This window comes from Sediminicoccus rosea, assembly GCF_033547095.1.
Lineage (GTDB): Bacteria > Pseudomonadota > Alphaproteobacteria > Acetobacterales > Acetobacteraceae > Roseococcus > Roseococcus rosea.
The window spans coordinates 2,299,863-2,325,795 of record NZ_CP137852.1 but is presented as its reverse complement, the minus strand read 5'-3'; the positions used below and the strand labels follow the sequence as shown (position 1 = coordinate 2,325,795).

The following is a 25,933-nucleotide window of genomic DNA, read 5'->3' as shown; positions in this document are numbered from 1 at the left end:
ATCCGGCCAGCAGGGGGTGCCCCTTCAGGCCGTGGCGGCCTTCTCGCGCTTGCGCTGCACCGAGGACGGGATGCGCATCGCTTCGCGGTATTTGGCCACGGTCCGCCGCGCGATGTCCACGCCTTCTTCACGCAACCGCAATACGATTGCGTCATCCGAGAGGACGGTCTCGAAGGTCTCGGCCTGCACCAGGCCGCGGATGCGGTGGCGCACCGCCTCCGCGCTCACCGCTTCGCCGCCCGCCGTGCCCTGGATGGCCGTGGTGAAGAAGTATTTCAGCTCCAGCATGCCGCGCGGCGTCGCCATATACTTGTTGGCGGTGACGCGGCTGACGGTGCTCTCGTGCATCTCCACCTCCTCGGCCACGTCCCGCAGGATGAGGGGGCGCAGATGCCCCACGCCGTGGCGGAAGAAGGCGTCCTGCCGGCGGACGATCTCGGAGGCGACCTTGAGGATGGTGTTCGCCCGCTGCTCCAGGCTCTTCACCAGCCAATTGGCGCTTTGCAGCTGTTCGGCCAGGAAGCCCTTCTGCTCCTTGTCCTTCAGGCCCACGGTGCAGCGCGCGGCGAAGCCGCGGTTCACCAGCACGCGGGGCAGCGTCTCCGGGTTCAGCTCCAGGATCCAGCCGCCCTCCGCATCGGGGCGCATCAGCACGTCGGGCTGGATGATGTTCAGCGGCTCGTCATCGCCGCCCGCCCCCGGCTTGGGGTCGAGGCGGCGAAGCTCGGCCACCATCTCGGCCAGGTCCTCGGCATCCACGCCGCAGGCCTCGCGCAGGGCCGCCATGTCGCGGCGTGCCAGCAGGGGGAGGTTGTCCAGCAGGCGCGCCATGTAGGGGTCGTAGCGGCCGGCCTCCTCCAGCTGGACCTGGAGGCATTCGCGCAGATCGGCGCAGAACATGCCGGTGGGCTCGAAGCGCTGCATGGCGCGGCGCACGCGCTCCACCACGGCGACATCGCAGCCGAGCCGCGCGGCGAGCGCCGTCGCATCCAGGCTGAGCCGCCCCGAGGGCTCGACCATGGCGAGCAGCGCGGAGGCGATCAGCCGGTCGCGCCCCTCCTCGAAATTCAGGCGGATCTGCTCGGCCAGGCGCTCGCGCAGCGTCGGGCCGGCGGCGGCCATCGCCTCGATGCCCGACAGGTCGTCACTGAAATCCATGCGCCCGCCGGCGCCGACGCCGGGCTGATAGGCCTCGCCCTCATCCATCACGTTGGAGAAATCGGCATCGAGCGGCGCGGCATCGCCCACCGCCAGCGTGTCCGAGGTGGCGATGGCGGCGGCGTCGGGCGCCACCGCCACGGTCTCGCTCACGGCCACATGCGTCTCGTCCCGCTCGAGCAGCGGGTTGCGCTCCAGCTCCTCCTCCACGAAGGCCATGACCTCGAGGTTGGAGGATTGCAGCAGCTTGATGGCCTGCCGCAGCTGCGGCGTCATCATCAGCGACTGCGAATGGCGCAGGTCGAGGCGCGGGCCGAGCGCCATGCCTACTCCCGCCGCGCTGGTCTGGTTGGTGTCGCGGCCCCTTGCATGGCGGCCTAGAGGCTGAACTTCTCGCCGAGATAGACGCGGCGCACGCCCTCATGCGCCACGATCTCGTGCGGCAGGCCCTCCATCAGCACCTGGCCGTCATGCATGATGTAGGCGCGGTCGATGATCTCCAGCGTCTCGCGCACATTGTGGTCGGTGATGAGCACGCCGATGCCGCGATTCTTCAGGTGCTTCACCAGGTCACGGATCTCGGCCACCGCGATCGGGTCGATGCCGGCCAGCGGCTCGTCCAGCAGGATGTAGGAGGGATGCGTGGCGAGCGCGCGCGCGATCTCGCAACGCCGCCGCTCGCCGCCCGAAAGCGCCAAAGCCGGCGCGCGCCGCAGGTGCGAGATGCCGAATTCCGCCATGAGGCTTTCCAGCATCTGCTCGCGCCGGTCGCGCAGCGGCTCCACCACCTCGAGCGCGGCGAGGATGTTCTGCTCGACCGAGAGGCCACGGAAGATGGACGCCTCCTGCGGCAGGTAGCCGAGGCCGAGGCGCGCGCGGCGATACATGGGCAGGCGCGTCACATCGGCGCCGTCCATCATCACCGTGCCCTCCTCGGGCTGAACGAGGCCGGTGATCATGTAGAAGGTCGTGGTCTTGCCCGCGCCATTGGGGCCGAGCAGGCCCACCGCCTCGCCCCGCTTGAGCGAGATCGAGACGTTCCGCACCACCGGGCGCTTCTTGTAGCGCTTGCCAAGGCCGGTCGCGACCAGCCCGCCCGAACCTTCGATGGCCGAGAGGGCGGGCTTGCCGGCCGCGGCCGGCCCTGGCGTCTGGCCCATCTGGTTCATCGGCTGGCTCCTGGGGAGGCAGGGTCGCTCCCCTGCTGCGGAATGATGATGCCCTGCACACGCTGCCCTGGCTGGGAGAGGATGCGCGAGACGCCGGTGTTCATGTTCACGATGGCCTCGCGGCCGGAGACGAGGTTCTCGCCCCGCGTGATGCGGACATTGCCGAGCACGCGGGCGAGGCCGGTGGCGGCCGAATACACCGCGCGGTCGCCGCGGATCACCTCGGCCTCCGTACGGATCTCGACATTGCCGAACAGCTCGATGCGATCGATGCGGCCCTGGCCGGGGGGCGGGCCGGCCGTGCCCTCGGTGCCTGGGCGGGCCACGGCGCGGCCGGCGGGCGTGGCCCCCGGCGGTGGGTCCTCCAGCATGTGGGCGACCAGCGTATCGGCCGCGATGCGCCGGCCATCCTGCGTGACGACGAGGGCGGAGCCGCGGGCCACCGCCATGCGCCGATGCGTCCAGTATTCCAGGCTGTCGCGCGCGGAGATCACCTGCTGCGGCGTGCTGTAGCTGATGGCGCGGCCGGTCAGCACCAGCACGGCCTGGTCCATGTCATAGACGGCGCGGTCGCCGCGGGCGGTATCGGTCGGCGTGAAGATGCGGACATCGCCTTCCGCCTCCACGCGCCAGATCTCGCTACCGCCACTGAGCGGCGTCTCGCCCGCCGCGGCGGGGCGCGCGGCCGGCTGGGCGCCAACGTTCTGGGCGCCGGCATTCTGGGCGCCGCCCTGCGAGCGGTAGCGCGCAATCAGCCGCGCTGCCTCGATGGTCGTGCCGTCGCGCACGGCGCGTGCATCGCCACGCGCCACCACCACCTGCTCGGCCTGGCGCCACTCGATTCCGTTGGTGGCGGTGATGTCCACCGGCCCGCCCTGGGACATGTCGATGCCCTGGGCCAGGGCAGGACCGGCGATGAGAAGGCCGAGCAGGGCCAGCGGGCGCCTCATTGCTGGCGCCCTTCCAGCACGGCGCGGGCGCGGCCGGTGAAGATCATGACCGCGCCGCGGTCCCGCATCTCGAAGCCCTCGGATTCGATGGTGCCGAAGCTGCCCTGCGCCTGGGTCGGCCTTTCGCCATGGGCGGTGCCGGCATTGACCCGCACCGCCGCCGCCTCGGTGCGGAAGAGCGTGCCGTTGTCGTGATAGAGTTCCACATTGCCCTCAAGATCGAGCAGTTGGGTGGCGCGGTCATAGCGGCCGCGGTCGCTCTCGACATAGACCCAGCCGCCGTCATTCAGCTGGATGTCGGCGCGCGGCAGTTCCATCAGCAGCACCTCCTCCTGCCCCGGCTGGCGGGCGAGGCGGGCGGTGACCGTGTAGGGGCGGTTCAGCTCGTCCACGCCCTGGAAGCGGGGGGCGACGAGCTGCAGCGCCTCGGGCACCAGGGCCGGGCCGCGCCGGAAGGAGAGGCGCGAATTGCTGCCCTCGATATCGGGCCAGAAGACCATCAGCGCGAGCACGCCGGCGGCGAGCAGCGGCATCAGGAACTTCATCGCCTGGACGAGGCGCTGGCGGCGGGCGATCTGTTCGGCGCGCGGCACCTGGCGCGCGCGCGAGGGCGTCAGCGCGCGGCGGCGGTCCTGCGCGACGTCCAGGAAGTCGGAGCGGCGGATCTCCTGGCTCATCGGGCCCGGCCCATCACGCCACGCCCGCGCGCAGCAGGTCATGGATGTGCAGGATGCCGGCGGGCCGGCGCTCCGCATCCACCACGAAGAGGGTGGTGATGCTGCCCTCGTTCATGATCCGCAGCGCCTCGGCCGCCAGGGCGTCGGCGGGGACGCTGCGCGGCTGGCGCGTCATCACCTCGCCGGCGCGGCGGGTGAGCAGGGCACCGCCCGGCTGCAGCGCGCGGCGCAGGTCGCCATCGGTGATGATGCCGGCGAGGCGCCCTTCCGCATCCGTGATGCCGAGGCAGCCGAAGCGCCGGGCCGTCATCGCCACCAGCGCCTCGGCCATCGGCGTCTCGGGGGTCGCGAGCGGAAGCTCCTCCGGGCCGTGCATCAGGTCGGCCACGCGGGAGAGGCGGGCACCAAGCTTGCCGCCCGGGTGGAAGACGCGGAAGTCCTCCGGGCCGAAGCCGCGCCGCTCCAGCAGCGCGACAGCGAGCGCATCGCCCAGCGCCAGCTGCATGGTGGTGGAGGTGGTGGGAGCAAGGCCGAGCGGGCAGGCCTCCTGCGCGGCCGGCAGCACCAGCGCCACGTCGGAATCGCGGCCGAGCGTGCTGGAGGGCCGGCCCACGATCGAGATCAGCGGGATGCCGAAGCGGCGGGTATGGGCCACAAGGTCGCCCAGCTCCGAGGTCTCGCCGGAATTGGACAGGGCGAGCACGGAATCGCCTTGGATGATCATGCCGAGGTCGCCATGGCTCGCCTCGCCCGGATGGACGAATTGCGCGGGCGTTCCGGTGGAGGCGAAGGTGGCCGCGATCTTGCGGCCGACATGGCCCGACTTGCCCATGCCCGAGACGACGACGCGCCCGGTGGTGACGGCCAGCAACTGCACGGCCTGGTCGAAGCGGGCATCCAGCCCGGCCGCCGTCGCCTCCAGCGCCGCCGCCTCCAGGCGGAGGACGCGCCGCGCCGTCTCCAGGCTCTCGATGTCCGGGCTGTTCAGAGGGGGGGTGCCTTGATCCACGCTGCCTCTATGGGGTGGCGGCCAGCGGGGGTCAAGGCAAGGATAAGGCAAGGATCGTGCCAAAGCGTGACACCGGCACGAAACCGAGGTTTTTCAGACCTTTTCCGAAATGCGGATGGCGACCTTGCAGCCCATCTTGATGGCGGCGGAGAGCAGCCGGTAGCCCGGCGTCAGCTCCGCCTCATTGGCGAGTCCGATGTCCCTGTGCTCCAGCTCCTCGGCGCGGAAGCGGGCGATGTCGGCCTTCAGCGGCGCCTCGTCCTCGCCCAGGGTGCGTTCCTGCGCCTGGTAGTGTTCGTCGATCGCCTCCTCGACGGCGACGGTGCAGGCCATGGCGGCCCGCGCGCCCATGGCGGCGGTGGCGGCGCCCAGCGCGAAGCCGGCCACATGCCAGATGGGCAGCAGCGCGGTCGGGCGCACCCGCCGCTCGGCGATCAGGCGGGAGAAGGTGTCGAGATGCTCCTGCTCCTGCTCCTGCATGTGGCGGATGGTGTCCTCGTGCTTCGTGCCGCGCAGCACGGCGAGCTGGCCCTGGTAGATGCGCTTCGCGCCATATTCCCCGGCGTGGTCCACGCGGATCACCTCCTCCAGGTAGCGGCGGTCCGTCTTGGGCGAGGGATGGCTCATGCGCGGGGCTCCTTCTGGGCAAGGCGCCAGGCCAGGACGGCGAGGCTCACCCCATAGATCAGGTTCATCCCCGCCATGGAAAGGGGGAAGCCCGGAATCAGGTAGGCCGGCTGGTCGCAAGGCTTGTTGGGCGTGGGGGCGAGGCTGCGGAGCATGTCCTCCACGCTCATGGCGCCGCCCGAGGTGGGCGCCTGGCAGCCGGGCAGCGGCGAGGGCCACCAGCCGAACTCCACGCCCAGATGGAAGGCGCCGATCGCGGCCGAGATGGCGGCGGCGAGGCCGGCCAGGCGCAGCGCCGGCCGCCGCCAGAGGAACACGCCCAGCAGGGCGAGGCCGCCCGCCACCCAATAGGGCCAGCGCTGCCAGAGGCAGAGCTCGCAGGGGGCAAGGCCGAACCAGCCCTCGGAGCCGCGCGCGAAGAGGGGCGCCCCGAAGGCGAGGAGGGCGATCAGCAGGGCGGAGGCCATGCCCCATCTGAAGCCAGGGCCCGCGCCGCGGCAAGGCCGGGCGCGGTAACAAAAAGCCTCGGTCCCAAGCCTTGGTCCCCTGCCCTCAATTGGTCCGGCGCGAGAGCGAGACCGCGTAGGGTGCGGCGCGCGCATGCAGGGTCGGGTCGTCGCTGAAGCTGATCCCCGGCTCCTGGTCCAGCGTCATGAAGCTGATCGGATCGCAGGGCCCGCCCGGGCCGGCGGCGACGGAGGTGACCGTGAGGCGCCCCACCACGGCGCGCGGCCGGTCATCGGGCCAGGCCACGGTGGGGTTGGTCACGTCATCGCCCGGCCCCGGGAATTGCAGCACCATGTCGAACTCGACCGGGCCCTGCGCGATGCGGGCGCGAATCTCGTCGGCCAGGAAGTCGCGCGGGAGGGACTGCATCTGCTCGGCGGTCAGGCGCTGCACGCCGGCGCGCGGCTCGAACACCCAGCGGGCGTGGCGCACCTGCCCGTCCTGGCCCTGGAAGCGGAAGGCATTGACGCCCCAATAGGGGGTGGTGGCCCAGCTCGCCGGCGGCAGCGTGGCGCCGAGCCAGGCGCCCTGCCGCGTCACCGCCGGGTTGGCGGCGACGAAGGCCGCGATGCGCTCGGCATTGGGCCGGCCAGTTGCGGGATCCGGCGCGCGCACGCGCAGGTTCTCGAGGAAGACGGTCGGGTTGGGGGCGCCGAAGATGGGGGCGGAGATGTTCGCCATGTCCAGCACGTCGCCCGCTGCCGTCTCGAAGCGGATGCCGAGGCCGCGGGTGCTGCGCGCCCGGTCGTCGGCCTGCGGATTCGCGCCCGCCACGCCGAAGCGGATGATGGTGTTGACCCGCTGCCCGCTGAACACGGGTGCGACGGAGAGTCGCGAGCCCTCGGGCGTCGCGGTGAAATGCCCCGCGGCGCAGAGGCCCTTGGGATGGGAGGGACGGTAGCTGCGGACCGGCCCCAGCACCCCCTCGAAGCCGTTGATGATCTCCTCCGGCGTCGGCTGGGCTGCGACGGGCGGCACCGCCAGCAGGGCGGCGAGGGTGGCGGCGGCGAGGCCGAGGGTGAGCGGGCGGCGGTGCATGGGTGGGTCCTTCCTCCTGTGTCCCTGGTTTCGCCGGACATCCTGGGAAGGTTACGCAGCCGGGTCTGCCGCCGCCACAGGATTTCACGCCCTTCCCGCCCCCGCCGCGCAAGGCCTAGGCTCGCATCCGGCTGAGGGAGAAACGCCATGCTGAAGATCTGGGGCCGCGCCAGCTCCTCCAATGTGATGAAACTGCTCTGGCTCTGCGAGGAGCTCGGGATTCCCCATGAGCGGCTGGATGCCGGCGGCAGCTTCGGCCGCACGAAGGAGCCGGCTTACCTCGCGATGAACCCCAATGGCCGGGTGCCGACGATCGAGGAGCCGGACGGCTATTCGCTCTGGGAAAGCAACACGATCTGCCGCTACCTGGTCACCACCCGTACCCCGGGGCATGCGCTCTATCCCGTGGAGCCCCGCGCCCGCGCGCGCATCGAGCGCTGGATGGACTGGCAGCTCGGCCACCTCAACGCGCCGATGACCACCATCTTCTTCACCTATGTCCGCACGCCCGAGGCGGAGCGGAACTGGCCCGCCACCCATGCGGCGCGGGACGAGGCGCAGGCGTTGTGGGACATGGTGGAGAACAGCCTCGGCATCGCGCCCTATCTGGGGGGCGAGCATCTCAGCCTCGCCGACATTGCGCTCGGCCCCTATCTGCATCGCTGGCTGGCGCTGCCCGTCACCCGCGCGCCGCAGCCGCGGCTCCAGGCCTGGCATGGGCGGCTGATGGCCCGACCGGGCTATGCCCGCCATGTGGGGGTGCCCATGTCATGAAGGAGGATGTCGTGACGGAACAGCCGAAGGGCCGCACCATCGTCCGCCATGCCGAGGGGCGGGATTTCACGCGCGGGCTGCGCGCCTTCTTCGAGTATGGCGACCTCGGCATCGCGGAGGCGACGGCGGGCGGGTTCGGCGCCCATGTGATCCGCGCGATTCCCGGCGTGCATGCCGAGCCGCAATGGCACCTGCATGAGCTGGATTTCCAGATGGTCTGGATCGTGAAGGGCTGGGTGCGCTTCGAATACGAGGATATCGGCGAGGTGACGCTGACGGCGGGCACGAGCGTGCTGCAGCCCCCGCGCATCCGCCACCGGGAACTCGCCCATTCCGATGACCTGGAATTGGTGGAGATCACCGCGCCGGCGCAATTCGTGACGAAGCTGGTGGATGCGCCATAAAGACGGCCGAAAGGATCTGTCCAAAAAAAATGGCGACGCATTGCTGCGCCGCCAAGTTTAGGGAGGAAACGTCCAAGAAAGCAGGCAAGAACCGAAGTTCCTGCCGCCTCCAGAAACATAGGCGGGAGGTCGCTCGTGTGCAAGCGATTTTTTGCATTGCAGCATCGCGATTTTGCATCGGGGCTGGCATGCGATTTGCGCAGAGCGCGCCATGCGCATCATGCCCGCCCTGCTCCTGCCCTTCCTCTTGCTGCTTGGGACGGCCGCAGCGGCGCAAACCCTTGATCCGACGCTGCAATGCCGCGCGGCCATCGCCCGCGCGGAGCAGGATGCGCAAATCCCGGCGGGCCTGCTGCAAGCCATCGGGCGGGTCGAATCCGGCCGCCGCAACCCCGAGACCGGCACCTCCGGCCCCTGGCCCTGGACCATCAATGCGGAGGGGCGCGGCCATTTCTTCCCAGACAGGGCGGCAGCGATTGCCGCCGTGCGGGAATTGCAGGGGCGCGGCGTCCGGGTGATCGACGTGGGCTGCATGCAGGTGAACCTGCACCATCACCCCCGCGCCTTCGCCAGCCTGGAGGAGGCCTTCGACCCCATGAGCAATGCCCGCTACGCCGCGCAATTCCTGACGCAGCTCCATGCCGCGCGGGGCGACTGGATGACGGCCGCGGGGCATTACCACTCCCACACGCCCGACCTCGCCCAGGCCTATCGCGCGCGGGTCCAGGCCGCCTGGCCCGCGGCCCAGGCGCGCGTGGCGGAGGACCGCGCGCTGGTCGGCCTCAACCTGCCCCGCCAGCTGGCCATGGCACCGCCCAGCAGCCTTTCGCTCTCGAATCGGGAAGACCGGGCGCAGATCCTGCCGACCGCAGGCGGCGGCGGACGTGGCCTCGATGCCTATCGCGCCAATCCCATCCCCATCACCGGCCGCCCGGTGGCCCTGCTGCCGAGCCAGCTGGTCCGGCGCTGAGGGGCGGCGTTGCCCGCGGGCGGGGCGGATTTCCGGCCCATTCGCCCCCCATGCCCAAGCCCTGGGCGATCCCTGCCCTCGCAGCTGATTGCGGCGGTTTAACCCTCTTGCAACAACGCTAGGTTCCGGGCACATGGCAGACCAGCCGGCAAGGCATACCTCGCCGGAGCCAACGAAAAGGGATTTTCCGATGAAGTTGACCGCCTTTGCCGCTGCCGCGGCGGCTTTCATGGTCTTCGGGCCGGTGGAAGCGCTGGCCGGCCGTGACCTCGACAACATCCGCCAGCGCGGCACCCTGCGCTGCGGCGTCCAGGGCCCGTCCAACCCCGGCTTCGGCGTGCCCGACAGCCAGGGCCGCTGGCAGGGCTTCAACGTCGAGATCTGCCGCGCCGTCGCGATCACGATCTTCAACGACGCCTCGAAGGTGGAGTTCGTCCCCGTCACCTCGCAGAGCCGCTTCCCGGCGCTGGCCTCGGGGGAGGTGGACATCCTCTCCAACAACTCGACCTGGACGCTGACGCGCGATTCGAACGTGAACCGCTTCAACTTCCCGGCCATCGTCTTCTATGATGGCCAGTCCGTGATGGTGCCCCGCCGCCTGAACGTGAACTCCGCCCGCCAGCTGAACGGCGCGACCGTCTGCGTGCAGCCCGGCACGACGACCGAGCTGAACCTCAACGACTTCTTCCGCCAGCACAACCTGCGCTTCACGCCGGTCGTCATCTCCGACCTCGACGAGCTGCGCCGCGCCTATGACAGCGGCCGCTGCGACGTGTTCACCAACGACTTCGCGGCACTCGCCGCCCAGCGCACGCTGCTCACCCGCCCGGCCGACCACGTGATCCTGCCCGAGCGCATCAGCAAGGAGCCGCTCGGCCCCGTGATCCGCCAGGGCGATGAGGAGCTGACGAACATCGTGGCCTGGACCGTCTTCGCCCTGATCGAGGCCGAGGAACTCGGCATCAACCAGGCGAATGTCGAGCAGATCGCGGGCAGCAGCACCAACCCGCTGGTGCGCCGCTTCCTGGGCGTCGAGGGCAACATGGGCGAGAGCATCAGCGCGGCGCGCGCCGACTATGCCCGCCAGATCATCCGCCAGTTCGGCAATTATGGCGAGATCTACAACCGCCACCTGGGCCCGCAGACCCCGCTCGGCCTGGATCGCGGCCAGAACAACATCTGGACGCAGGGCGGCCTGCTCTACGCCCCGCCGGCCCGCTGAGGCCGAAACGGGCCGGGGAGCGATCCCCGGCCCTCTTTCTTCTTTCCGGTTGAGTGAAAAGGGCGCCGCATGAGCACCACCTCCCCGATCATGCCGGCGGCGAAGCCGCTGATCCCCCTGCCCGCGGGCACCACGATGCGCGGCCTGATGTGGCAGGCGGCGCTGGCCGCCGCCGTGATCTTCATCGGCTGGTCCGTCTACAACAACATGCTGACCAACATGGCCGCGCGCGGCCTGCAGTTCGGCTATGGCTTCCTCAACCGCTCCGCGGGCTTTCCCATCGGCGAGGGCCTCCTCAACTACACGCCGTCGGACACCTATGCCCGCGCGCTGACGCAGGGCTTCCTCAACACCATGCGCGTCGCCATCGTCGGCATCGTGCTCGCCACCATCCTGGGCGTGCTGCTGGGCCTGGCGCGCCTCTCCGCCAATCCGCTGCTGCGCAGCCTGACCGGCGGCTATATCGAGATCATCCGCAACACGCCGCTCGTCCTGCAGCTGGTGTTCTGGCACTCCATCATCCTGCAGCTCCCCTCGGTGCGGCAGGCGCTGAACCCGCTGCCCGGCCTCTTCCTCTCGCAGCGCGGCGTGAAGATGCCGGCCCTGCTGGCCGAGCCCGCGCTCTATTCCTGCCTCCTCGCCCTCGTGACCGCCGGCATCCTCTGGTACGGCCTCGCGCGCCGCGAGCGCGCCCGCCAGATCGAGACGGGCGAGCGCAAATCCACCCTGGTCCCGGGCTTCTCGCTGCTGATCGGCCTGCCGCTGCTGGCGGGCTTCGTCTTCGGCGCGCCCACGGTGGAATGGCCGGAACTGACCGGCTTCAATTTCGAGGGCGGGCTCTCGCTCAGCCCGGAATTCTTCGCGCTGCTGATCGGCCTCGTCATCTACACCTCGGCCTTCATCGCCGAGATCGTGCGCTCGGGCATCCAGTCGGTGCACAAGGGGCAATGGGAGGCGGCGCGCGCGCTGGGCCTGCCACCGGGGCGCATCATGCGCCTCGTCATCCTGCCCCAGGCGCTGCGCGTCATCATCCCGCCGATGACCTCGCAATTCCTGAACCTGACGAAGAACTCCTCCCTCGCCGTCGTCATCGGCTATCCGGACCTCGTCTCGGTCGCCAACACCTCGATCAACCAGACCGGCCAGGCGGTGGAGGTGATCAGCCTCTTCATGGCGATCTACCTCGCCATCAGCCTCGTCACCTCGCTCCTGATGAACATGTACAACCGCGCTGTCGCGCTGAAGGAGCGCTGAGATGGCCGCCCCCGCCCTTCCCACCTTCACCGAGCGCAGCGTGGCCTTCGCCCGCGCCTGCTTCAACGGCCCGGTGAACATCGCCATCAGCGCGGCCTGCATCGCGCTGCTCGTCTGGCTCGTGCCGCCGCTCTTCAGCTGGGCCGTGCTGAACGCCACATGGAATGGCACGGCCGCGCAATGCCGCGAGGCGGGTGGCGCCTGCTGGGCCTTCATCCGTGAGAAATTCTGGTTCAGCGTCTTCGGCCTCTACCCCTATGAGGAGCGCTGGCGGCCGGGCGTGATGCTCATCATCCTGGTCACGCTCGTCATCTGCTCCACCTTCCGCGCCTTCTGGAACAAGTGGCTGCTGGTGGCCTGGGTGGTGGCGGCCCCCACCATGCTCATCCTGATGGGCGGCGGCGTCTTCGGGCTGACGCCGGTGGCGACGCGCCTCTGGGGCGGCATCACCATCACCGGCATCATCGCGGTCTATGGCCTCGCACTCGGCTATCCGCTGGCGATCCTCCTCGCCCTCGGGCGGCGCTCGAACCTGACGCTGGTGCGCTGGTTCTCCACCATCGTCATCGAATGCGTGCGCGGCGTGCCGCTGATCAGCCTGCTCTTCATGGCGGCGATCATGCTGCCGCTCTTCCTGCCCGAGGGCATCACGCTGGATCGCCTGGCGCGCGTGCTGGTCGCCTACACCATCTTCACCGCGGCCTATATGGCGGAGGTGGTGCGCGGGGGCCTGCAGGCCATGCCGCGCGGGCAATATGAGGCGGCGGATGCGGTGGGCCTCAGCTACTGGCAAAAGATGCGCCTCGTCATCCTGCCGCAGGCGCTCTCCATCACCATCCCGTCGCAGGTGAACACCTTCATCGGTCTCTTCAAGGACACGACGCTGGTGATCGTGATCGGCGTCTTCGACTTCTTCACGACGCTGCGTTCGGCGCTGGGCGATCCGAATTGGCTGGGCTTCCCCACCGAGGCCTATGTCTTCGCCGCCGGCGTCTATTTCGTGCTGTGCTTCGCCATGTCGAAATACAGCCAGAAGCTGGAGCGGGATTTCCAGCCGGCGCAGCGGTAGGGAAAGAGAGGGGGCTTTGCCCCCTCGACCCCCCAGCAGGAAACTTGAGTTTCCTGCACCTTCCTCCCGCCCCATTGGACCGGCCTATCGCGGGCATCGGCGCGGGGGAATCGCCGTGGGCGCGCGGGGCGGGCATGGTTCACGGCACGAAACCAAACTGAGCGAGAACCCCATGCGCAAGCTCCTCCTGGCCACCCCCCTGCTCCTGGCGGCCCTGCCGGCCGCGGCCCAGCAGACGAACTGGAGCGGGCCGAACCTCATCGTGAACGGCGCCACCGCCAATGGCTGCAATGTCGAGGTCTTCGAGGCGAGCCATTTCGGCACGGCCAACAACAACATCCGCATCGGCATCATCAACCGCGGCGCGGTCGCCGTCCGCGTCTTCGCGCATGTCGTGCTCACCGGGCCGGCGGGCACCAAGGCCAACCCGGAATTCTCGCTCGCCATGTTCCCGAATGTGGGGGCGGTGTCGAACCGGGCCGGCACGCCCTTCGAGGGCTCCCTCGCCGGCACCCGGATGACGCTCAACATCACCCGCTGCGTGCCGACGTGACCCCGAGCGCGACGCGGGCCGCGGCCACCGCCGTGCTGAAGCAGGCCTGCAGGAGGTAGCCGCCGGTCGGCGCCTCCCAGTCCAGCATCTCGCCGCAGGCGAAGACGCGCTCATGGCCGGGCACGGCGAGGCCATGGCCGAAGGCCAGGCCGCCGGCGGAGGAGATCGCCCGCTCCAGCCCCTGCGTGCCGGTCAGGCGCAACGGCAGGGCCTTCACCAGCTCCGCCGGGCCACGCCCAGCCCCGGCCCGCAGCGCCTCCTGCACCAGCGCCACCGCGACGGGCGACAGCCGCGCCTGCTTGCGGAGCTGGTTCGCCAGCGATTGCGAGCCGCCGGGGAGCGTGACGCGCCGCAGGTCGGGCCGCAGATCGAGCGTGATGTCGGCGAAGCCGTCACGCGCGATCGCCTCGCGCAGCGCGGCGCTGGCGGCGTAGAGCAGCCCCCCTTCGATGCCGTCCCGCGTGATCATCGCCTCGCCGCGCCGGGTCTCGCCGGCGAAGGTCAAGGCCACGCGCTTCAGCGGCTCGCCTGCGAAACGCTCCCGCAGATGCGCGCTCCACTCCACACGGAAGCCCATATTGGCGGGGCGGAAGGGCGTGACACCCGGCAGCAGCGCGGCCCAGGCGCCATCCGAGCCAAGGCGCGGCCAGGAGGCGCCGCCGAGCGCCAGGATCGTCGCGCGTGGCACGAAGCGCTGCTCGCCCTCCGGCGTCGCGAAACGGAGCGCGCCCGCCCCGTCCCATCCCAGCCAGCGATGCCGCCGCCGCAGCGTGACGCCCAGCCCCTCCAGCCGCGCGAGCCAGGCGCGCAGCAGGGGCGAGGCCTTCATGGCGCGCGGAAAGACGCGGCCCGAGCTCCCGGTGAAGACCTCCTGCCCCAGCCCCTCGGCCCAGGCGATGAGCGCGGCCGGCGGAAACGCCTCGATCGCCGGGCGCAGGAGGTCGGCCGCCGCGCCGTAGCGCGTGAGGAACGGCTCCAGCGGCTCGGAATGCGTCAGGTTCAGCCCGCCGCGCCCGGCCAGCAGGAATTTCCGCGCGGGGGCGGCCATCTGGTCGAAGACCACGACCGCATGCCCGGCGGCGGCCAGGGTTTCCGCCGCCATCAGCCCGGCCGGCCCGGCGCCGATGACCGCGAAGGGCGCGCTCACCGGTTGGCCAAGGCGAGAATCGGGATGGTCAGCTCCTGATCGGCCGTGCCGATGGCGAAGACCGTCGAGAAATGGTTGTGACCGGCCATGTGCAGATAGGGCGGGCAGCGCCCGGCCAGGCAGAGCGCCGCGTTCAGCCGCGCCACCTGGTCCTGGAAGGGTCGCGGCTCCAGATCGGCCGACGCAAGAAACAGAGGGATGGCGAGCCGCGTCAGGCCCGGAATGGCCGAGCGCTGCGCGAGCCTGATCGGGTCCGTCCCGTAATAGGCGCCCGTGGTGGGCGAGGCCGGGTAGCTGCCCACATCATGCACGCCCGAGACGAGCACGGCCGAAGCCACGCCCGGCGAGGCCGCGTGCGCCGCCAGGTAATCGCCCACATGCGCCGCCCCGGCCGATTGCCCCATCAGCACGATGCGCGCCGGGTCACCGCCATGCGCCGCGATATTCGCGCGCACCCAGGCGAGTGCCGCCGCGATGTCCTCCACCACGGCCGGATAGGCGTGCTGCGGCGCCAGCCGGTAGGTGATGTTCACACCGACCAGGCCCGAGCGCGCCGCCCATTGGCCGATATTGTCGTAGTAGAAGGCACCCGGCCGCGTCTTGTCGCCGCCCGTGAAGCCGCCGCCATGCACGAAGACGAGCACGGGCCGCGCGCCCGCGCCGGGCGAGAAGACATCGAGGCGATGGCGCGGATCGGGGCCGTAGCGCTGGTCGCGCAGCGGCTCCACGGCGGGCGGCGGCTGCAAGGCGGCGAGCGCGGCCGCGGTGCGGGTGACACCCTCGGCGCCCATGGTCGGCCCGATGGCGCGGATCGCGGCCTGGGTCTCGGGCGGCAGGGCGGTGATCTGCGCGAGTGCGGGCATCGCCAGCAGCAGGGCGGGCAGGATGAAACGCAGCATGTCCGGCGTCCTCAGCTGGTCGCGAAGCCCTGTCCCGGCGCGGAAGCCCGCCCCGGCACGGACGAAAGGAGCGCCCGAGTATAGGGATGTTCGGGGGCCGCGAACACTCGCGCCACCGGGCCATGCTCCACCACCTCGCCATCCTTCATGACCGCCACCAGGTCGCAGACCTGCATGGCCACGCGCAGATCATGGGTGATGAGGATGATGGAGAGGCCCAGCCTGGTCCGCAGCTCCGCCAGCAGCCGCAGCACCTGCGCCTGCACCGACACGTCGAGCGCCGAGACCGGCTCATCCGCCACCAGCACCTCGGGCTCCAGGGCGAGCGCGCGGGCGATGCCGATGCGCTGGCGCTGCCCGCCCGAGAATTCATGCGGGTAGCGCTCCACCCCGGCGGGATCGAGGCCGACAAGGGCGAAGAGCTCGCGCGCGCGGGCCATCGCCTGCTCGCGCGGCATGCCATGGATCATCGGGCCCTGGGCCACCAGCTCGCCCGCGCGGCGGCGCGGATTGAGCGAGCCATAGGGGTCCTGGAAGACCATCTGCATGCGCTTGGCGCTCGCCCGCAGCTCGGATTTGGAGAGTGTCGCGAAATCCGTGTTGCCGAGGCGGATCGCGCCGGCCTCGGGCTTCACGAGGCGCATGATGCAGCGCGCGAGCGTGGACTTGCCCGAACCGCTCTCCCCCACGATGCCGAGCGTGCCGCCTTTCGGCAGAAGCAGCGAAACATCGCGCACCGCGCGCGTCACGCGCCGCTTCCGGCCAAGGAAGCCGCCGCTGCGATAGGTCTTGCTCACATGCTCGATGCGCAGGATCGCCTCCTCGGCGATGGCGCGGGCGGGCGGGGCGGTGAGCGGCGGGACGGCGGCGATGAGCGCCTTGGTGTAGTCATGCCGCGGGCGTTCCAGCACGTCGCGCGCCGCACCCTGCTCCACCACCAGGCCATGCTGCATGACGGCGACGCGGTCCGCGATCTCGGCCACCACGCCGAAATCATGCGTGATGAACAGCACGGCGGTGCCGAGGCGCTGCTGCAGGTCCCGGATCAGGGAGAGGATCTGCGCCTGGGTCGTCACGTCGAGCGCGGTGGTCGGCTCGTCGCAAATCAGGACGCGCGGCTTCAGTGCCAGCGCCATCGCGATCATCGCGCGCTGGCGCTGCCCGCCGGAGAGCTCATGCGGATAGGCGCGCAGGGCCTGCCGAGGGTCGGGGATGCGGACCTCCTCCAGGAGCTCCAGCACCTTCGCCTCGATCGCCGCCTTGGAGAGCTGCGTATGGATGCGGAACATCTCGCCGATCTGGTCGCCGATGGGGCGCAGCGGGTTCAGCGCCGTCATCGGTTCCTGGAAGACCATGGCGATGCCGGCGCCGCGGATGGCGCGCATCTCCGCCTCGCTCGCGCTGGCGAGGTCCCGGCCGTCAAAGAGGATGCGGCCCGCCTCGATGGCGACGCCGGGCGGCAGCAGGCGCATGATGGCACCCGCCGTCATGGACTTGCCCGAACCGGATTCGCCCACGACGCAGAGGATCTCGCCCGCGTGGAGTTCGAGGTCCACCTCGCGCAGCGCATGCGGCCGGTCGGCGCCCCTGGGCAGCGCGACGGTGAGGCCCTGGAGGGAGAGGACGGCGCTCATGTCGGGCCACCCCGGCCCTTGAGGCGCGGGTTCAGTGCGTCATTCAACCCCTGCCCCACCAGCGAGACGGCCAGCACCGTCACCAGGATCGCGACGCCCGGAATGGCCGAGACATACCACTGCGTCCGCAGAACATCGCGCCCGAGGCCGATCAGGTTCCCCCAGGAGGCAACGTTCGGGTCCGAGAGGCGCAGGAAGGCCAGCGCCGCCTCCAGCAGGATGGCGACGGCCATCACCACGCTGGCATAGACGATGACGGGCGGCAGCGCGTTGGGCAGGATCTCGCGGAAGATGATCTGCCGGTCGCGCATGCCGAGCGTGTGACAGGCCTCGACGAATTCGCGCGAGCGCAACGAGAGAAATTCGGCCCGCGTGAGCCGCGCCGGCGCCGGCCAGGAGACGGCGCCGACTGCGATCACCACCGTCATCAGCTCCGAGCCGAAGATCGAGACGAAGAGCAGCAGAAGCAGGAAGTTCGGCAGGGTCTGGAAGGCTTCCGTGACGCGCATCAGCACATCATCCACCCAGCCGCCGTAATAGCCGGCGATGGCGCCGATCATGATGCCGATGGTGACCGCGATCGAGGTCGCGACCAGGCCGATCAACAGCGAGATGCGCGCGCCATGGAAGATCTGCGCCGCGATGTCGCGCCCCGAATTGTCGGTGCCGAGCCAGAAGCGCGGATTCTGGCCTGGCCATTGCAGCGGGCGGCCGGCCAGGCCCAGCGGGTCGCGCGGGAAGAACCAGTCGGCGCTGACCGCCATGAAGACGATGATGAGCAGCAGGATGAGGCCGATCACGGCCGCCGGGCTGCGGACATAGTTGCGCAGGAAGCGCTTCATCGGCCGGCGATCCTGGGGTCGAGCCGGGCATAGACCAGGTCCACCAGGAAGTTCACGAAGATCACCAGCAGCGCGGAGATGAAGACGATGCCGAGCAGCGTGTTCAGGTCGCGCTGGACCACCGCCTCATAGGCCAGGCGCCCGAGGCCGGGCAGAGAGAACACGCTTTCCACCACCACCGAGCCGCCCAGCATGGTGCCCGCCTGCAGGCCGATCAGCGTGACCATGGGCAGCATGGCGTTGCGCAGCACATGGCGAACCACGACGCGCGTCTCATCCAGCCCTTTGGCCCGCGCCGTGCGGACGAAATCGAGCGTGAGCACCTCGAGCATCGAGGCGCGCATGATCCGCAGGTAGATGGCGAGGAAGATGAGGCCGAGCGTGAGCGTCGGCAGCACGAAATGCCGCGCGATGTCGAGGGCGCGGGCGAGCCCCGTCAGCCCCTCGCCCACGCTCTCATAGCCGCCGGCCGGCAGCCATTGCAGATGGACTGCGAAGAGCACGATCGCCATCAGCCCGAACCAGAAGGACGGGGTCGCGTAGAACAGCAGGCCGATGGTGGAGATCACCGTATCGGGCCAGCGGTTCACCCGCCGTGCGGCGATCACGCCGAACAGCAGCCCGAAGAAGAAGGCGAAGGAGAGCGAGGAGGTCATCAGCAGCAGCGTCGCCGGCAGTCGCTCGAAGATCACGGTCGCGACCGGCTTGCCGTAGATGGTGGAGAAGCCGAGGTCGAAGCGCACCAGCCGCCAGAGATATTGCGCGAGCTGCGCGGCGACCGACTGGTCGAGGCCGAGTGCCGCGCGCATCGCCGCCGCATCGCCGCCGCCGCCCATCTGGGCGATGAGGGCGTCCACCGCATCGCCCGGCGCCAGCTGCAGCAGCAGGAAGACGCCGACGAGGATGATCAGGAGGGAGGGCAGCGAGGCGGCGAGCCGCCGCCCCGCAAGCGAGAGGATCCGCACCCTGACCTATGACGCCAGCCAGAGGTCATGCCAGGAGGAGGAGCCCCAGCGCGGCGTGTTGGAGTGGTTGCGGCAGCGCCGGTTGATGCAGGTCATGAAGAGCTGCTCGATCGGCATCCAGAGCATCAGCTCCGTATTGGCGCGGCGCACGAAATCGGCATAGCGCGCCTTGCGGCGGCCGGGGTCCAGCTCGGTCGCGGCGCTGTCGATGATCGCATCCAGCTCGGGGTCGGTGACGCCCCACTGGTTCGTCCACGGAGCTCCACGCGGCGAACCGGAGCGATACCAGACCGTGGTCGAGACGGCAGGGTCGTTGCGGTACTGGTGCCAGCCGGTGGCGAGGTCGAAGTTCCAGTCATTGTAGACGGTGCGCAGGAAGCCGGCCGCATCGAGCCGCACGACCTCCACGCGGATGCCCACCTCCTGCAGGCTCTGCTGGATGAAGGTGGTGAAGAGGGCGATGTCCTCGCCCCATGGGGCGGGGTTGAGGCGCAGCGTGAAGCGCACGCCGCCCGCGCCGCGCCGGTGCCCGGCCTCGTCCAGCAGGCGGTTCGCGGCCGCGCGGTCGAAGCCGTATTGCGGCATGCCGGTCGGGTAGAAATCTGTGGAGACGGAAGGGATGGGCCCCGTTCCCAGCTTGGCGAAGTTCGGGCTGAGAAAATTCTCGATGAAGAAGGGGATGTTCATCGCATGCGCGATGGCGCGCCGGACGCGGAGATCGGCGAGGATCGGGTTGCGGAAATTGAATTCCAGCGTGTTGGTGCGCGGGTTGCCCTCATTGCCGCGCGTCGTCACCTCGAAGCGCGGATCGCGGCCGAGGCGCGCGAGATCGGCCAGCGCCAGCGCGGAGAAGGGGCTGTACAGGATCTGCCCCGCCTCCATCTGCGCGGCGGCGGCCGAGCGGTCGGTGATGACGCGCCAGACCACGCGGTCCAGGTAGGGCTGGTTCTCGCGCCAATAGTTCGGGTTGCGCTCGGCGATGATGAACTGGCCGCGCTCATACTGCACGAAGCGGAAGGGGCCGGTGCCGATGGGCGCGGTATTGGCCGGGTTCTGCCGGATATCCGTGCCCTCGTAGATGTGCTTGGCCGAGATGTAGCCGAGGTCCGGCAGGGCGCGCAGCAGCAGGTTCAGCGGCATGGGCTGAGAATACTTGAACACGGCGGTGTGCGCGTCCGGCGTCTCGACCGCCTCGAGGAAGAGCTGCAGCGCGGTGCCGTAGTTCAGGATCTTCTTCCACATCTCCATGGCGGTGAACTGCACATCCGCCGAGGTGAAGGGCCGCCCATCATGCCAGGTCACGCCCTGGCGCAGGCGGAAGGTGATGGTCTTGCCGTCGGGCGAGGATTCCCAGGCGGTGGCGAGGCAAGGCGCCGGCCGGCCCTGCGCGTCCAGGTCCACCAGCGGCTCCTGGATCTTGCCGCCGACGATGTAGACGCCGGTGGAGGCCTGGAGGCTCGGGTTCAGGATGCGCTGCTCGGTGGCGAAATGCACCGTCATCGTGCCGCCGCGGCGCGGCGTTTCCTGCGCGAGGGCGGCCTCGGGGAGGTTCACGCTGGCGGCAATGGCGGCCGAGGTGAGCATCGCGGCGCGGCGGGAGAATTCCATGCGCATCATCCTCATTTGGGTGCATCGCAGCATGGGCGTGTGGCAGGGCATGCGTCAATCATCGCGCTTGGCGACCAGGGCGCCCGCACCGGCCGTGTGGAGGAAGGGTTCCACGCGCCCCCCCGGGCCACACGCGGGCTAGCCCGGCAGGAAGCGCAACAGCACGCCCGTCGCGCGCGCCGCCGGCACCGCCACGGTGGCGCCCGGCGCCACGCCCAGCGCGCGGGCGGCGGCGGCGAGGTCGCTGGTGCCCAGCACCAGGGCGGCGGCGCCTTCCTGCGGCAACCCCTCCAGCGGCACACCCGGATGGCGCGCGGCGAGGATGGCGCGGTCGAGGAAGACGAGATCGGCGCGGTTCGGGCCGGTCGGCAATGCCCAGGCGCCATCCGCCTCCTGGCGGGGCGACTGCGCGATCAGCCCGCCCATCTCGGCCGCGGCCGCGCGCGGATCGGCCGTCAGCATCTCCAGGCGCAGGATGCGGGTCGCGCCATTCGCATGCCGGAGCAGCGAGGGCACCCACACATTCTCGCGCGTCAGGTGCTGGCAGGCGAAGATGCGCAAGCCGCCCGGGCGGAGGCCGACAGGCCAGCGCATCACGTTGAAGCGCGCCTCGGCCATGCGCCCATCGGGCAGTTCAACCGGGCGGCCGAAGGCAATCGGGCCGATGGCGGCGACGCCCATGGCCTGGAGTTCGGCCACGCCGGCCGCGGCATCCAGCGCGGTGAAGGCCGCGCGCTCGATCCCCTCCTGCTCGGCCAGCCATTCGCGCATGGCGGCGTTGTGCTCGGTCGGCGCCAGCACGCCGAGCAGCTCCATGTAATCCTCGCCGAACATGATGGTGTAGTTGGCCGAGCCCATGTGTGGGCTGTGCGTCCCGCGCGGCGAGATGGTGAAGCCGAGCGCGCGCCAGGCGCTGGCCGCGGTGTCGAGATCCCGCACCGAGACGACGACGTGATCCAGACCGATGACATGTTGCAGCGCCATGGAAACCTCCGATGTTGCGAGGAGCTTACCCCCATCCCCGCTTCTGCGATAACAGGCCCCATGCCGATCAGCCAAAGCTTCCGCCCCGCCCGCACCCATGCCGATCTCGGGGGCGAATTCTTCGACGTGGTGGGGGCGGCACGCTTCCCCACCCACATCATCCGCCACCGGGACCAGCGCCAGGCCGCGCGCCTTGGCCTGGATGGCCTGACGGATGAGGAATGGATCGCGCATTTCGGCCGTTTCGAGCCCCTGCCCGGCAGCTTCGATCACCCGCTCGCGCTGCGCTATCACGGGCACCAGTTCCGCCACTACAACCCCGATCTCGGCGATGGGCGCGGCTTCCTGTTCGCCCAGATGCACGACCTTGAGGACGGGCGGCTGCTCGATTTCGGCACCAAGGGCAGCGGGCAGACGCCGTGGTCACGCACCGCCGATGGCCGCCTCACGCTCAAGGGCGGCGTGCGCGAGGTTCTGGCGACCTCGCTGCTGGAGGCCTTCGGCGTCAACACCTCCAAGAGCTTCTCGCTGATCGAGACGGGCGAGGCGCTGCAACGCCATGACGAGCCCTCGCCCACCCGCGCCTCGGTGCTGGTGCGGCTCAGCCATTCGCATATCCGCATCGGCACCTTCCAGCGCTTCGCCTATCTGGGCGATGCCGCCTCGATCAGCGCACTGGTCGCGCATGCGGTGCGGCACTACCTGCCCGAGGCCACGGCCACGGCGGAGCCCGAGCGCGCCGCGCGCTTCTTCGCGGAGGTGTGCCGCCGCGTGGCGCGCATGGGGGCGCAGTGGATGGCGGCGGGCTTCGTGCATGGCGTGCTGAACACGGACAACATCAACATCACCGGCGAGAGCTTCGACTACGGCCCCTGGCGCTTCCTGCCGACCTATGATCCGAAGTTCACCGCCGCCTATTTCGACTATGGCGGCCTCTACGCCTTCGGCCGCCAGCCGGAGACGCTGCTCTGGAACCTGGCGCGGCTTGGCGGCTGCCTCTTGCCGCTCGCGGGCGAGACGGACCTGAAAGCACGCCTGGAGGAATCGCTGCATGGCTTCGGCGCGCTGGTGCAGGCGGAATTCGCGCGCGCCGTGCTCTGGCGGCTCGGCCTCAAGCCCATCGAGGCGGAGCGCGACGCGGCGCTCTCAGGCCTGTTCTTCACCGCGCTGCTGGAGAGCGAGGCGCCCTTCGAGCGCGCCTTCTTCGACTGGCGCGGCGGGCGGCAGCGCGACTATCCGCATGCCGCCTGGGGCCCGGTGCGCGCCGCCCTCGCCAGCTACGAGCGCGCCGCCCCCGACCATTCTTATTTCGACGGCGAAGGCCCGGCGACCCTGCTGATCGAGCAGGTGGAGGCGCTGTGGGAACCCATCGCCGAGCGCGACGACTGGAGCGCCTTCCACGCCAAGCTCGCCGAAATCGAGCAGGCGCGCCTCGCCTATCTCGGCGCTTCTATTCCGGCGTAGCGCCCGAGATCCGCACCATCTCGGCCCAGCGCGGCGTCTCGCGCTGGAGGCGCTCGGCCACCTGCTCGGGCGTGGTGCCCGTCAGCCGCGTGCCGATGGAAATCGCGCGCTGCTGCAAGGCCGGATCGGCGAAGGCGGTGCGGATTTCCTGGCTCAGGCGATCCACCACGGCGCGCGGCGTGCCGGCGGGCGCGGCCCAGAGGTGCCAGGGACTGACGTTGAAATTGTCGAGCCCAGCCTCCGCCATGGTCGGCACGTCGGGCAGCGTCGGCCAGCGCTCGGGCATGGTCACGGCCAGCGCACGGATGCGGCCTTCCGCGATGACGGGCGTGTAGCTGGCGAGGTTGTCCACCGCCACCTGGATGTCGCCCGAGAGCATGGCCGGGATGGTCTGCGCGGCGCCGCGGAAGGCCACATGCGTGCCCTGGATGCCGCCACGGTTGAGCAGGAAGGCGCCCGAGAGATGGATCGTCGTACCCACGCCGGAGGAGCCATAGCTGATGCCGCCCGGCCGCTCGCGCGCCCAGGCCAGGAATTCCATCAGCGTGCGCGCGGGCACATGCTGCGCCGGCACCACCGCCACATTCGGCAGGTCCCACATGGCGCTGATCCACTGGAAGTCCTTGGCGGGATCGAAGGGAAGGCGCGTGAACAGCATCGGGTTGATCACGATGTTGTGCATGCTGACCGTGCCGATGGTGTAGCCATCGGGCGTCGCGCGGGCCAGGGCCTCGGTGCCGATATTGCCCGAGGCGCCGCTGCGGGTTTCCACGACGAAGCTCTGGCCCAGACGCTGCGTCATCACCTCGCAGGCGAGGCGCGTCATCACATCGAGCGAGCCGCCGGGCGGGAAGGCGACGATGACGCGCACGGGGCGGTTGGGCCAGGCGCCCTGCCCCAGGGCAGGTGTCGCCAGAAGCGTGCTGGCGGCCAGAAGGCCGCGGCGCTGGATCATCGTCTCTCTCCCGTCTTGTTGGCGGGAGGCTAGCAGGCGGCCGGAGCCGCCTGCACTTGAAAACGTACCGGGAGGATGATCGCCGTGTCGGCGAAGCGGCTCAGCCGATCATGCGCTATTGCGGCTGGATGCCGGCGGCGCGGATCACCGTCGCCCAGCGCTCCACCTCGCTCCGCACCAGGGCCTGCAAGGCCTCGGGGCTGCGCTGGTCGGGCCGCGCGGGGATGGAGCCCAGCTCCTCGATGCGGCGGATGATGGCGGGGTCCTCCAGCGCGGCGCGCAGCGCGGCGTTCAGGCGCGCGACGACGGGGGCGGGCGTGCCCCGCGGCGCGAAGATGGCGTTCCACCCCTGGAAGACATATTCCGGCACCCCGGCCTCGACGGCCGAGGGCACGTTCGGCGCATTGGGGTTGCGCGTGGTGGCGGCGACGGCCAGGCCCCGCATGGTGCCGGAGGCGATCTGCGGGACGGCGGCCGGTGCCAGCAGGCAGGCGCTGTCCACCTGCTGGGCCACGATGTCGTTCAGCGCCGGGCCCTCGCCGCGATAGGGGATCTCGTTCATCCGCACGCCGGTGACGTGCGAGAAGAGCGCGCAGCCCAGGTGGTTGGTGCTGCCCACGCCGGCATTGGCGTTGGAAACGCGGCCCGGATTCTCGCGCGTCAGGGCCAGGAATTCCTGCATGGTCCGCGCCGGCAGCCCGTTGCGCACCACGAAGAACATGGGCGTGCCGGCGATCAGGCCGATCGGCTGCAGCTCGCGCGGGTCATAGCCCGGGTTGCGGTAGATGGAGGCCGAGGCGGAATGGCTGCCGAGGCTGCCGACGGTGAGCGTATAGCCATCGGGCGCCGCATTGGCGCCGCGCGTGCCACCGATGGTGCCGCCGGCACCCGTCACGTTCTCGACCACGACCGATTGGCCGAGCGTGCGCGTCATGTGCTGTGCGACGATGCGGGCCAGCACGTCGGTGGCGCCGCCGGGAGCGAAGACCACGATCATGTTGATGGTGCGGCTGGGGAATTCCTGGGCCTGGGCCTGGGGTGCCAAGCCCAGCCAAAGCGCCGCCGCGGCGGCAAGGACGCGCTTCTTCATCCGGTCTTCTCCCTGTGTGCGGGCATCTTCGGCCCGCCTTTCCTGGACGTGATGGGCAGTGTGCGGGGTGGCGCGGCTGGCGTCCACCCGTTTCGTATATCGAAACCCTTTTCGCCTGGCGCGGTCAAGCGTATCATCACGCCGATGCGTTCCGCTGAGCGAAAGACCGACATGACCACCGGCGCAAAAGACCCCTACCACCTCGCCTCGCTCCATCGCGGGCTGGAGGTGATCGGCTGCTTCGCGCGCCGCCCCTCCTGGAGCCTCGCCGAACTCGCGACCGAGCTCGGCCAGAACAAGGCGACGCTGTTCCGCGTGCTGCACACGCTGGAAGCCGCCGGCTTCCTGGCGAAGGATGCGAATGGCCGGCACGTGCCCGGCCTCGCGCTGCATGCGCTGGGCAATGCCGCCGTCCGGCAGGAGCAATTGCGCTGGCAATCCCTGCCCCCCATCCAGGCGCTCGCCGAGGAGACCGGCGAGACGGTGCATGTCGGCATCCTGCATGAGGGCGAGGTCGTCACCGTGCAGGTCGTCGAGGGGACGCACGCCGTGCGGATGCATTCGCGCGTGGGCAAGCGCAGCCCCGCCCATGCGAGCGCGCTCGGCAAGCTGCTCATGGCCTATCTTCCCGATGCGGAGGTGGAGGCGATCATCGCCCGCCATGGCCTGCCCCGCTTCACGCCCGCCACCATCACCACGCCCGAGGCGCTGCGCGAAGCGCTGCATCAGATCCGCCAGCAGGGCTGGGCCCCGGATGCCGAGGAGATCGAGCCCGGCCTGCGCTGCCTGGCCGCCCCGATCACCGACCAGACCGGCCGGCCGAGTGCGGCGCTCGGCATCTCCGCACCCGCGAGCCGCATGGATGCGGCGCGGTGCGCGGCGGTGCTGCCGCGCGTCAAGGCCGCGGCGCTGCAGGTCTCGCGCATGCTCGGCAGCCCAAGCTCGGCCGCCGCCTGATTTCAAC

The 25,933-nt window shown here is 70.2% G+C and carries 26 protein-coding genes; 9 read left to right on the top strand and 17 right to left on the bottom strand.

The window, feature by feature from the left end; all coding sequences use genetic code 11:
• Positions 1–24: 24 nt before the first annotated feature.
• The 8 genes from rpoN to R9Z33_RS11190 form a co-directional block, all read right to left on the bottom strand.
• Positions 25–1,482, bottom strand: coding sequence for an RNA polymerase factor sigma-54 (gene rpoN, locus R9Z33_RS11225; protein ID WP_318651386.1), 1,458 nt, complete (start codon positions 1,480–1,482; stop codon positions 25–27).
• Positions 1,483–1,535: 53 nt separating this feature from the next.
• The gene (gene lptB, locus R9Z33_RS11220; RefSeq protein WP_318651637.1) at positions 1,536–2,318 is read right to left on the bottom strand and encodes an LPS export ABC transporter ATP-binding protein; all 783 of its coding nucleotides are present in this window, start codon (positions 2,316–2,318) and stop codon (positions 1,536–1,538) included.
• A 5-nt stretch (positions 2,319–2,323) separates the two neighbouring features.
• The gene (locus R9Z33_RS11215; RefSeq protein WP_318651385.1) at positions 2,324–3,277 is read right to left on the bottom strand and encodes an LptA/OstA family protein; all 954 of its coding nucleotides are present in this window, start codon (positions 3,275–3,277) and stop codon (positions 2,324–2,326) included.
• Positions 3,274–3,954, bottom strand: a complete 681-nt coding sequence (gene lptC, locus R9Z33_RS11210) for an LPS export ABC transporter periplasmic protein LptC (protein WP_318651384.1) — start codon at positions 3,952–3,954, stop codon at positions 3,274–3,276. The genes R9Z33_RS11215 and lptC overlap by 4 nt, the downstream gene beginning before the upstream one ends.
• Before the next feature lie 13 nt (positions 3,955–3,967).
• Entirely contained in the window at positions 3,968–4,963 is a 996-nt protein-coding gene (locus tag R9Z33_RS11205) for a KpsF/GutQ family sugar-phosphate isomerase (RefSeq protein WP_318651383.1), read from the bottom strand.
• 93 nt (positions 4,964–5,056) lie between these two features.
• Positions 5,057–5,590 (bottom strand): demethoxyubiquinone hydroxylase family protein, encoded by a 534-nt coding sequence (locus R9Z33_RS11200; protein ID WP_318651382.1) that lies wholly within the window; start codon positions 5,588–5,590, stop codon positions 5,057–5,059.
• Positions 5,587–6,057 (bottom strand): disulfide bond formation protein B, encoded by a 471-nt coding sequence (locus R9Z33_RS11195; RefSeq protein ID WP_318651381.1) that lies wholly within the window; start codon positions 6,055–6,057, stop codon positions 5,587–5,589. The genes R9Z33_RS11200 and R9Z33_RS11195 overlap by 4 nt, the downstream gene beginning before the upstream one ends.
• Positions 6,058–6,142: 85 nt before the next feature.
• Positions 6,143–7,135: a catalase family peroxidase gene (locus R9Z33_RS11190; RefSeq protein WP_318651380.1), complete on the bottom strand. Its 993-nt coding sequence runs from the start codon at positions 7,133–7,135 to the stop codon at positions 6,143–6,145.
• 147 nt (positions 7,136–7,282) lie between these two features.
• On the opposite strand from R9Z33_RS11190, the gene R9Z33_RS11185 reads away from it, so the two are divergent.
• From R9Z33_RS11185 to R9Z33_RS11155, 7 genes are all read left to right on the top strand, one after another.
• Entirely contained in the window at positions 7,283–7,909 is a 627-nt protein-coding gene (locus R9Z33_RS11185) for a glutathione S-transferase family protein (protein ID WP_318651379.1), read from the top strand.
• Positions 7,906–8,313: a cupin domain-containing protein gene (locus R9Z33_RS11180; RefSeq protein ID WP_318651378.1), complete on the top strand. Its 408-nt coding sequence runs from the start codon at positions 7,906–7,908 to the stop codon at positions 8,311–8,313. The genes R9Z33_RS11185 and R9Z33_RS11180 overlap by 4 nt, the downstream gene beginning before the upstream one ends.
• A gap of 220 nt (positions 8,314–8,533) precedes the next feature.
• Positions 8,534–9,283, top strand: a complete 750-nt coding sequence (locus R9Z33_RS11175; RefSeq protein WP_318651377.1) for a lytic transglycosylase domain-containing protein — start codon at positions 8,534–8,536, stop codon at positions 9,281–9,283.
• A 190-nt stretch (positions 9,284–9,473) separates the two neighbouring features.
• Entirely contained in the window at positions 9,474–10,505 is a 1,032-nt protein-coding gene (locus R9Z33_RS11170) for an amino acid ABC transporter substrate-binding protein (protein ID WP_318651376.1), read from the top strand.
• Positions 10,506–10,574: 69 nt separating this feature from the next.
• Entirely contained in the window at positions 10,575–11,759 is a 1,185-nt protein-coding gene (locus tag R9Z33_RS11165) for an amino acid ABC transporter permease (protein ID WP_318651375.1), read from the top strand.
• Between the two features lies 1 nt (position 11,760).
• Positions 11,761–12,828 (top strand): amino acid ABC transporter permease, encoded by a 1,068-nt coding sequence (locus R9Z33_RS11160; RefSeq protein WP_318651374.1) that lies wholly within the window; start codon positions 11,761–11,763, stop codon positions 12,826–12,828.
• Positions 12,829–13,000: 172 nt separating this feature from the next.
• Positions 13,001–13,381 (top strand): hypothetical protein, encoded by a 381-nt coding sequence (locus tag R9Z33_RS11155; protein WP_318651373.1) that lies wholly within the window; start codon positions 13,001–13,003, stop codon positions 13,379–13,381.
• Here the strand turns inward: R9Z33_RS11155 and R9Z33_RS11150 are convergent.
• The 7 genes from R9Z33_RS11150 to R9Z33_RS11120 form a co-directional block, all read right to left on the bottom strand.
• Positions 13,359–14,528 (bottom strand): TIGR03862 family flavoprotein, encoded by a 1,170-nt coding sequence (locus R9Z33_RS11150; protein WP_318651372.1) that lies wholly within the window; start codon positions 14,526–14,528, stop codon positions 13,359–13,361. The two genes, R9Z33_RS11155 and R9Z33_RS11150, sit on opposite strands and share 23 nt — an antisense overlap.
• A complete protein-coding gene (locus R9Z33_RS11145; RefSeq protein WP_318651371.1) occupies positions 14,525–15,427 on the bottom strand; it encodes an alpha/beta hydrolase in 903 nt (300 codons plus the stop codon). Before R9Z33_RS11145 ends, R9Z33_RS11150 begins: the two co-directional genes overlap by 4 nt.
• 11 nt (positions 15,428–15,438) lie before the next feature.
• On the bottom strand, positions 15,439–17,061 hold the full coding sequence (locus R9Z33_RS11140) for an ABC transporter ATP-binding protein (protein WP_318651370.1): 1,623 nt from the start codon (positions 17,059–17,061) through the stop codon (positions 15,439–15,441).
• The gene (locus R9Z33_RS11135; RefSeq protein WP_318651369.1) at positions 17,058–17,903 is read right to left on the bottom strand and encodes an ABC transporter permease; all 846 of its coding nucleotides are present in this window, start codon (positions 17,901–17,903) and stop codon (positions 17,058–17,060) included. The genes R9Z33_RS11140 and R9Z33_RS11135 overlap by 4 nt, the downstream gene beginning before the upstream one ends.
• Complete coding sequence (locus R9Z33_RS11130; RefSeq protein ID WP_318651368.1) at positions 17,900–18,868, bottom strand: ABC transporter permease; 969 nt, start codon at positions 18,866–18,868, stop codon at positions 17,900–17,902. The genes R9Z33_RS11135 and R9Z33_RS11130 overlap by 4 nt, the downstream gene beginning before the upstream one ends.
• Before the next feature lie 6 nt (positions 18,869–18,874).
• Positions 18,875–20,476, bottom strand: coding sequence for an ABC transporter substrate-binding protein (locus tag R9Z33_RS11125; RefSeq protein WP_318651367.1), 1,602 nt, complete (start codon positions 20,474–20,476; stop codon positions 18,875–18,877).
• A gap of 138 nt (positions 20,477–20,614) precedes the next feature.
• The gene (locus R9Z33_RS11120; protein WP_318651366.1) at positions 20,615–21,460 is read right to left on the bottom strand and encodes a VOC family protein; all 846 of its coding nucleotides are present in this window, start codon (positions 21,458–21,460) and stop codon (positions 20,615–20,617) included.
• Positions 21,461–21,520: 60 nt separating this feature from the next.
• Here R9Z33_RS11120 and R9Z33_RS11115 point away from each other — a divergent pair, with 60 nt between their 5' ends.
• The gene (locus R9Z33_RS11115) at positions 21,521–22,924 is read left to right on the top strand and encodes a protein adenylyltransferase SelO (protein WP_318651365.1); all 1,404 of its coding nucleotides are present in this window, start codon (positions 21,521–21,523) and stop codon (positions 22,922–22,924) included.
• On the opposite strand, the gene R9Z33_RS11110 is transcribed toward R9Z33_RS11115, so the two are convergent.
• Entirely contained in the window at positions 22,911–23,879 is a 969-nt protein-coding gene (locus tag R9Z33_RS11110) for a Bug family tripartite tricarboxylate transporter substrate binding protein (RefSeq protein WP_318651364.1), read from the bottom strand. The two genes, R9Z33_RS11115 and R9Z33_RS11110, sit on opposite strands and share 14 nt — an antisense overlap.
• A 115-nt stretch (positions 23,880–23,994) precedes the next feature.
• Entirely contained in the window at positions 23,995–24,969 is a 975-nt protein-coding gene (locus R9Z33_RS11105; RefSeq protein ID WP_318651363.1) for a Bug family tripartite tricarboxylate transporter substrate binding protein, read from the bottom strand.
• 171 nt (positions 24,970–25,140) lie between these two features.
• On the opposite strand from R9Z33_RS11105, the gene R9Z33_RS11100 reads away from it, so the two are divergent.
• A complete protein-coding gene (locus R9Z33_RS11100) occupies positions 25,141–25,926 on the top strand; it encodes an IclR family transcriptional regulator (protein WP_318651362.1) in 786 nt (261 codons plus the stop codon).
• Positions 25,927–25,933 lie beyond the last annotated feature (7 nt).